Annotated in this window: 10 protein-coding genes; 5 read left to right on the plus strand and 5 right to left on the minus strand. The window is 71.1% G+C overall.

Annotated features, from left to right (window positions below; translation table 11 throughout):
• A partial coding sequence (locus tag BJP40_RS23260) for a helix-turn-helix domain-containing protein (protein ID WP_143065996.1) occupies positions 1-358 on the plus strand: 358 nt, incomplete at its 5' end.
• A gap of 370 nt (positions 359-728) precedes the next feature.
• Here BJP40_RS23260 and BJP40_RS23265 read toward each other — a convergent pair.
• Both BJP40_RS23265 and BJP40_RS23270 read right to left on the minus strand, forming a co-directional pair.
• Positions 729-1,043 carry a hypothetical protein gene (locus BJP40_RS23265; protein ID WP_071282107.1) on the minus strand — a complete coding sequence of 105 codons (315 nt, stop codon included), beginning with the start codon at positions 1,041-1,043 and terminating at the stop codon, positions 729-731.
• Positions 1,040-1,363 (minus strand): hypothetical protein, encoded by a 324-nt coding sequence (locus BJP40_RS23270; protein ID WP_071282108.1) that lies wholly within the window; start codon positions 1,361-1,363, stop codon positions 1,040-1,042. The genes BJP40_RS23265 and BJP40_RS23270 overlap by 4 nt, the downstream gene beginning before the upstream one ends.
• A 199-nt stretch (positions 1,364-1,562) precedes the next feature.
• Between BJP40_RS23270 and BJP40_RS23275 the strand changes: the two genes are divergently transcribed.
• The gene (locus BJP40_RS23275; protein ID WP_071282109.1) at positions 1,563-2,357 is read left to right on the plus strand and encodes a helix-turn-helix transcriptional regulator; all 795 of its coding nucleotides are present in this window, start codon (positions 1,563-1,565) and stop codon (positions 2,355-2,357) included.
• A complete protein-coding gene (locus BJP40_RS32175; RefSeq protein WP_079171394.1) occupies positions 2,350-2,571 on the plus strand; it encodes a DUF397 domain-containing protein in 222 nt (73 codons plus the stop codon). Before BJP40_RS23275 ends, BJP40_RS32175 begins: the two co-directional genes overlap by 8 nt.
• Positions 2,572-2,595: 24 nt before the next feature.
• On the opposite strand, the gene BJP40_RS33235 is transcribed toward BJP40_RS32175, so the two are convergent.
• The 3 genes from BJP40_RS33235 to BJP40_RS23285 all read right to left on the minus strand — a co-directional run bounded on the left by BJP40_RS33235 (position 2,596) and on the right by BJP40_RS23285 (position 4,728).
• A complete protein-coding gene (locus tag BJP40_RS33235) occupies positions 2,596-2,718 on the minus strand; it encodes a type I restriction-modification system subunit M N-terminal domain-containing protein (RefSeq protein ID WP_107416843.1) in 123 nt (40 codons plus the stop codon).
• A 91-nt stretch (positions 2,719-2,809) separates the two neighbouring features.
• On the minus strand, positions 2,810-3,469 hold the full coding sequence (locus BJP40_RS23280; protein WP_071282110.1) for an RloB family protein: 660 nt from the start codon (positions 3,467-3,469) through the stop codon (positions 2,810-2,812).
• The gene (locus tag BJP40_RS23285; protein WP_071282111.1) at positions 3,469-4,728 is read right to left on the minus strand and encodes an ATP/GTP-binding protein; all 1,260 of its coding nucleotides are present in this window, start codon (positions 4,726-4,728) and stop codon (positions 3,469-3,471) included. The genes BJP40_RS23280 and BJP40_RS23285 overlap by 1 nt, the downstream gene beginning before the upstream one ends.
• A gap of 197 nt (positions 4,729-4,925) precedes the next feature.
• Here BJP40_RS23285 and BJP40_RS23290 point away from each other — a divergent pair, with 197 nt between their 5' ends.
• Together BJP40_RS23290 and BJP40_RS23295 are read left to right on the plus strand one after the other, a co-directional pair.
• Positions 4,926-6,083: an acyl-CoA dehydrogenase family protein gene (locus BJP40_RS23290; RefSeq protein ID WP_071282112.1), complete on the plus strand. Its 1,158-nt coding sequence runs from the start codon at positions 4,926-4,928 to the stop codon at positions 6,081-6,083.
• Positions 6,084-6,090: 7 nt separating this feature from the next.
• Positions 6,091-6,917: acyl-CoA thioesterase II (locus tag BJP40_RS23295; RefSeq protein ID WP_071282113.1), on the plus strand; the 827-nt coding region annotated here is incomplete at its 3' end.

Raw genomic sequence — 6,917 nt, forward strand, 5'->3', positions numbered from 1 at the left:
GCCCGGCGACCTGGCGGCGGCGGACGCGCAGGCGGCGCGCGCGCTGCGCCGCGCGGAGGCCGCGCACACCGGCCTGGTGCGGCACCGGACAGGCGGGTTCGCGGCGCTGGTCGACGCGGAGGAGGCGGCCGCGCACGCCCGGGCGCTGCTGGCGCCGCTGGCCCAGGCGCCGGCGCTGCCGGAGACCCTGCGGGTGTGGCTGTCGCTGCACGGCAGCTGGGACCGCACGGCGGCGGCGCTCGGGGTGCACCGCAACACGGTGCGGCAGCGGATCGCCCGGTGCGCGGCACTGCTGGACGCGGACCTGGACGACCCGGAGACCCGGATGGAGCTGTGGTTCGCGCTGCGGTGGGGGTGACGCCGTGGCCTGTGCACCGCTGCGTGGCCGGGCGCGGACCCGGGAGCCGCGGGGCCCGAGCGCAGCCGGTGCGGAGCCCTGCGGTGACGGTGCGCGGGGCGGGAGGCGCCCGCTGCGGGGCGGACACGGACGCGGGCAGCGCCGGGCGCGGACGCGACCACAACCCGCGCCGACGCGGTGCGCTCGGGCGCGGGCACGGGACGGGGCGCACGCGGGCGACGGAGCGCTACCCGATGCCCCGCCTCCACATGCGACGCCCCGGCTCGTCCACTGCACCCGCGCCGTTCTCCCAAGCCTCTCGCCCGCGCCGCGACCAGCAGGCGGTCCCTGCTGCGTGACGGCCGGGCGAGTGGGCGAGGACCCCGGGGCGCTACGTGGGAACGGCCGGGGCGAGCCCGGGGGCGGACAGCCGTGCCCCTCTGCTCTCCGCGATACGGTGCACGTCACGCAACGACTCGGCCATGCGCGCGACGACGTAACGGAGTTGCTCGGAGGTGGCCGTGCGGTCGCTCAGCAGCTCCGCCACGTGGTCGAGCAGCTCGGCGGCCATGCCGAGCTGGACGCTCTCGATGCTGTCGGCGACCTTGGACACGTAGCCCCTGCCGTCACCGATCAGGTAGCAGGGCTTGCCCCCGGGACCGGTCCAGGGAAGCAGCCGGGCCGCCTCGACGGTGTGGCGGGTCACGGCGTGACCTCGATTCCGTGGATGAGGCGGGGGCCGATGTCGATGCCGTGCACGGCGAGCCAGAGCGTCCTGCGCCGCGCCCGCCTGTGCCGCTCCTCCGCCCGGCTGCGCTCGTGCGCCGGCAGGCAGGGGCGCACCAGGGCGGTGGCCTCGTACACGTGGTACGGCTCAGGGGCATGGCCGGGTCGCGGCGGGAGCGCGCCGGACTGCCGGGGGCGGTTCCGCCGCGGGGCCGGAAGCGGTGCGCGGTGGCCCGCGGGCGGTGGGGGCCACAGGAGCCGCAGCAGCGGCTCGATCAGTCGGGCGATGCAGTGCAGCACGTCGTCAACTCCTGGTCAGTCAAGGGCCATGCCCCCGGGCCGTCACGTCGGCCGCGAGGGCTTCGCGTGTGCGCTCCGACGGGCCCATCCGCCCGCCGGAACTCCACTCTGTAGCGATTCCCTCACAGCGTGAGACCGGCAGGGCTACCCTGACCAGGGGGTTCGAGGTGACAGAGCTTCCGTCGCAGAAGGGTTGACGATGACGAACGTCTACGGGGAGTGGCTCAAGGCCCAGCGGGAGGCCTCCGGTCTCACCCAGCAGGAACTGGCCGACCTCGCGATCATGACCCGCTCGCACATCGCCCACATCGAGGCGGGCCGCAGGACCCCCTCAACTGAGGATGCACGACGACTGGACGGGGCACTGGGCACGGGCGATGTCCTGCAGAGCTTCCTGCCGAAGCAGGACGTGGCGGTCGCGGACTACTTCGAGGCGGCGCTGACGCTTGAGCAGCAGGCGACGGTGATCCGCGAGTTCGCCCTGTCGTTCGTCCCAGGCATCCTCCAGACAGAAAGGTACGCGCGTGCGGTTCTGAGCACCTCGTACCCCCCTGTGAGTGAAGACGAATGTGACCGGCTCGTCGTCACACGCCTGCAGCGTGCGCAGGTGCTGGTCAATCCGGTGACACCGGTGGTGTGGGCCCTGATCGATGAGGCGGTGCTGCGACGGGTCGTGGGCAGTGAGAAGGTCATGGCAGAGCAGATCACGCACATGGTCCGGCTGGTGGAGTCGGGGCGTGTACGGGTGCATGTGCTGCCGTTCGGCGTCGGCGCCTACCAGCTGCTTCAAGGCATGTTGAGTCTGATGTGGTTCGAGGACCAGCCGCCTCTCGCCTACTCGGAGGGGAACAGCGTGGGCACCGTCCATGACTCCCCCGCGCTGGTCACCCGGCTGCAAGGTGCCTACGATCTCGCACTGAGCGACGCGCTTCCGCTACGGGAATCGCTCGCCCTCCTGAGGGCAACGGCAAAGGACTACGCAGATCGTGACTGACCACAGCATTCCTGACAGTTCCGCGCTGCAGGGCTGGCGCAAGTCGTCATACAGCGGCCCCGAGGGCGGCAGTTGCGTCGAAGTGCTGGACGGCTACCCTTCCGGCGTCCCGGTCCGCGATTCCAAGACCCCGCACGCTCCCGCACTCGTGCTTTCTGCAGGCGAATGGGCACGCTTCATCAGTGCCGTCAAAGCGAACTCCCTTCTGCGCTAGGCACTTCGCGGAAACCGCACAGTGTCACCATCCGGCAAGCAGGACGAAGACGTAGTCCTCTTGCTCGGAGGCGTCCATCGTGCCGCGGAGGATGTCCGCGGCGGCGAACAGATGCCGCTCCAGCTGCGCGAGCGTGAGCTTGGCCACGTCACCGTCTTCCCAGACCCGATACGACGAGGGAACCCTACGGCGACTCGGGGCCGAGGGCATAACCGCAGTCCCGACCGGTCGCTTTCCGTCAGTACGCGGTGATCCTCAGGCCCTTCTCGACGAACACGTACACATCTGTGTACGGGTCGCGCTGGTCCTTCGGCCGGTGTTCGGGATGCTGGGCGTTGATCTTCTGGGCCCACTTCTTCGCCTGGGCGAAGCTGCCTTCGGGGAGCTCGTCCGACCGCATGTGCTTGAGTTTCTCGGGGCTGCCGTCGAAGGGCAGCTGTCGCACCGCCTCACCGCAGACGCCCCCGAAGGTGCCGTGCACCGGCTTGTGGTGGAGCAGCCGCCAGAGCTCGAAGCAGGGGTGAGAGAAAGCGACCTCCACCCCCGCCTCGTCGGCGAGCCTCAGAGCCGCCGGGATCTGCTGGTGTTCGTCGCGGTCGAAGAGGCACCAGACCTCCGGCCAGAGCTTCTCGTCCAGCTTCGCCTTCTTCGCCGCCCGTGTCTCCTCCCGCAGCAGCCGTGCGGCGGCCTCGACCAGCGTGATGGGCTTGCGCTGCGACCCCGGGGCGGACGGGTTGGCGATCCGCACCTCGACACCGGTCTCGGCGGGCTTGCCGCGCACGATCTCGATGTACTGCGGCTCGGGCACCCGGCCCTCGGTGAAGACGTGGACGATCTTGTAACGCCGCTGTCCCCTCTTCGCGGGCCCCAGCGCGTCCTTCCCCCTCGTACGTGCCATCAGATGCCGCTCCGCTCCGCCCCGGACTCACGTTCCCGCTCGTTCTCCGCCAGCAGCCGCCGGGCGATCTGGCCCTCCAGCAGCGAGGGAACCGCCCCGAAGGCGCCGGCCAGATAGGACTTCATCAAGTCCTCGTCCTCCCCCGGAGAGGCAGCGGTCAGCGGGTACAGCTCGGTCGCCCCGTCCCCGTCCTTCTCGGTGAGCCACACCTGGGCGGGCTCCAGCAGCCGCCCCCCGCTCGGCGTGGTGAGCACGGAGGGATCATGCGAGGTGAAGACGAGCTGCGCACCCCTGGCGTTGGCCTCGGGGTCGTGGAACAGGCGGATGACCTCGGCGGCGAAGCGCGGGTGCAGGCTGGCGTCGAGCTCGTCGACGAGCAGCACCGCTCCCTCGTCCAGCGCCAGCAGCAGCGGGCCGAGTAGGGCGAACCAGGAACGGGTGCCGTAGGACTCTTGCGCCCAGTCGAGGGGAACGTCGCCCGTGGCGGACCGGTGGGTGAGCCGGACCTCCAGCCGCCCCCGGGAGCCCTCTACGGCCTCCGCGCCGGTGATGCCGAGGTCCGCGACCCGCAGCAGCTCGTTGATGCGGCGGGCGCGTTTGCCGGACAGTTCCCGGGTCGTGAACGTCTCCCGCTCCACCCGCTCGACCTCGGGGTTGATCAGCCAGAGGTTCCGGCGGAACCAGTGGAAGAGGGGGGTGAGCTGCGGATGGTTGTCCGTGCCCGCGGTGGAGAGCACCAGGGCGTTCGGCCTGGTGCGGCGCTCCAAGCCGGCGCGGTCCTTCACGCGGGCGCCCGGCCAGTCGTAGGGCTTGGCGCGGGAGGCGTCCCGGTCCAGCCATACCTGGCGGTGGCCCCGCGGGTAGCTGTGCAGCCACTCGGCCTCGACCCGCTCCGGGCCCAGCTCGAAGCCGTACGTCCACCGCACCCCGTCGAGGACGAGGTCCACCTCGTAGAAGCTCGGCTCTGCTCCCGCTGCGCCGTCCAGGGCGAAAGGAGTCCGGTCCGTACCGTCGTACGCGGCCCAGTGCGCGTAGGAGTTCTGCACCGCGCTGCTCATGTCGGTCATCGCCGCGAGGACGTTCGACTTGCCCGAGGCGTTCGCACCGAAGATGCCGACCAGCGGGAGCACGCCGACCGCGCCCCCCGGCAGCTCGACGCGCCGCGCGGCAGCGCTCGGCTCGTCCTCGGGCACGACGAACGTCAGTTCCTGCTCGTCGCGCAGTGACCGCACATTGGCCGTGCGGAATCTCAGCAGCATGCCGGCCCCTCTCCGCGGCCAGCGTAGTGGCTGGTACCGACAGGAGCCCCGCTCCGGCGTGCGGCCAGGTCCGAGGCGTGCGGAAGGCGTGCCGGACGTCACTATGGACAGAGGTCCAACCGCTGGGTAACTTGACCAGGAGCCCTGAGCAAGCGCTTAGCCATGCCCGTTCGCAGCGACACCACGAGGAGGCGTCCGTGCGCCGTACCGTATTCGACGAGGACCACGAGGCGTTCCGGGAGACCATCCGCGCCTTCATCGAGTCCGAGGTCGTCCCCGTCTACGACGAGTGGTTCGCCGCGGGCCAGGCGCCGCGCGACTTCTACCACAAGCTGGGCGAACTGGGCATCATCGGCATCAACGTGCCGGAGGAGTTCGGCGGCGCGGGCCTGGACACCCACAAGTTCGAGGCCGTCCTGTACGAGGAGACCTCCCGCGCGGGTGTCCAGTTCGGCGGCTCCGGCGTGCACGTGCTGCTGGCCCTCCCGTACATCAAGATGCTCGCCACCGACGACCAGAAGAAGCGCTATCTGCCGAAGTTCGTCACCGGCGAGGAGATGTGGGCGCTGGCGATGACCGAGCCGGGCACCGGCTCCGACGTCGCCGGCATGAAGACCACCGCGAAGCTGTCCGAGGACGGCACGCACTACGTCCTCAACGGCGCCAAGACCTTCATCACCGGCGGCGTCCACGCGGACCGCGTCATCGTCTGCGCCCGCACCTCGGCCCCCACGGCCGAGGACCGCCGCTTCGGCATCTCGCTCTTCGCCGTCGACACGAAGTCCGAGGGCTACTCGATCGGCCGGAAGCTCGACAAGCTGGGCCTGCGCACCTCCGACACCGCCGAGCTGGCGTTCGTCGACGTGAAGGTCCCGGTCGAGGACCTGCTCGGCGAGGAGGGCAAGGGCTTCTACTACCTCGGCCACAACCTGGCCTCGGAGCGCTGGGGCATCGCCTTCGGCGCGTACGCGCAGGCGAAGGCCGCGGTCCGGTTCGCGCAGCAGTACGTGACCGAGCGCACCGTCTTCGGCAAGCCGGTGGCGCACTTCCAGAACACCAAGTTCGAGCTGGCCGCCTGCCAGGCCGAGGTGGACGCCGCCGAGGCGGTCGCCGACCGCGCCCTGGAGGCCCTCGACGCCGGTGAGCTGACCCCCGCCGAGGCCGCGTCCGCGAAGCTGTTCTGCACCGAGGTCGCCCACCGCGTCATCGACCGCTGCCTCCAGCTGCACGGCGGCTACGGCTACATGAACGAGTACCCGATCGCCCGCCTGTACGCGGACAACCGCGTGAACCGCATCTACGGCGGCACCAGCGAGATCATGAAGTCGATCATCGCCAAGTCGATGGGCCTGTAAGCACGGGATGAGCCAGGCACTCGACGCCCTCCTCGATCTGCTCGACCTGGAGCGGATCGAGGAGAACATCTTCCGGGGCAGGTCGCGGTCCGCGATCGTGCCCCGGGTGTTCGGCGGCCAGGTCGCGGCCCAGGCGCTGGTCGCGGCCGGCCGCACGGTGCCCGAGGACCGGACGGCCCACTCCCTGCACGCGTACTTCCTGCGCATGAGCGACCCGGGCGCCCCCATCGTCTACACCGTGGACCGCATCCGCGACGGCCGCTCCTTCACCACGCGCCGGGTCGTGGCGGTGCAGCACGGGCAGCCGATCTTCCACCTGTCGGCGTCGTTCCAGACGTACGAGGACGGGCTCGACCACCAGGCGGAGATGCCGCCCGCGCCCGACCCGGAGAGCCTCCCCGCCGCGGAGGACGTCCTTCCCGGCTACCGCCACCTCTTCGCCCATCCCGGCATCGCCGACCGGATGCTGGAGGCCCGCGCCGCGGTCGACCTGCGCTACGTGCAGGAGCCCCCGTGGGCGACGGCGGGCGCGCCGCGGGCACCCCGCTCCCAGGTGTGGTTCCGCACCAACGGCAAGCTCGCGGACGACCCCCTGCTGCACATCTGCCTGGCGACGTACGTCTCCGACATGACGCTGCTCGACTCGGTGCTGCTCGCGCACGGCCGGGGCGGCTGGGCGGTCGGCGACGTGGTGGGCGCGTCCCTGGACCACGCCATGTGGTTCCACCGCCCGTTCCGGGCGGACGAGTGGCTGCTGTACGACCAGGAGTCGCCGTCGTCGTCCGGCGGCCGGGGCCTGGGCCAGGCCCGCATCTACACGCGCGACGGCCGGCT

It is taken from the genome of Streptomyces sp. CC53 (assembly GCF_001865245.1).
Taxonomy (GTDB): domain Bacteria; phylum Actinomycetota; class Actinomycetes; order Streptomycetales; family Streptomycetaceae; genus Streptomyces.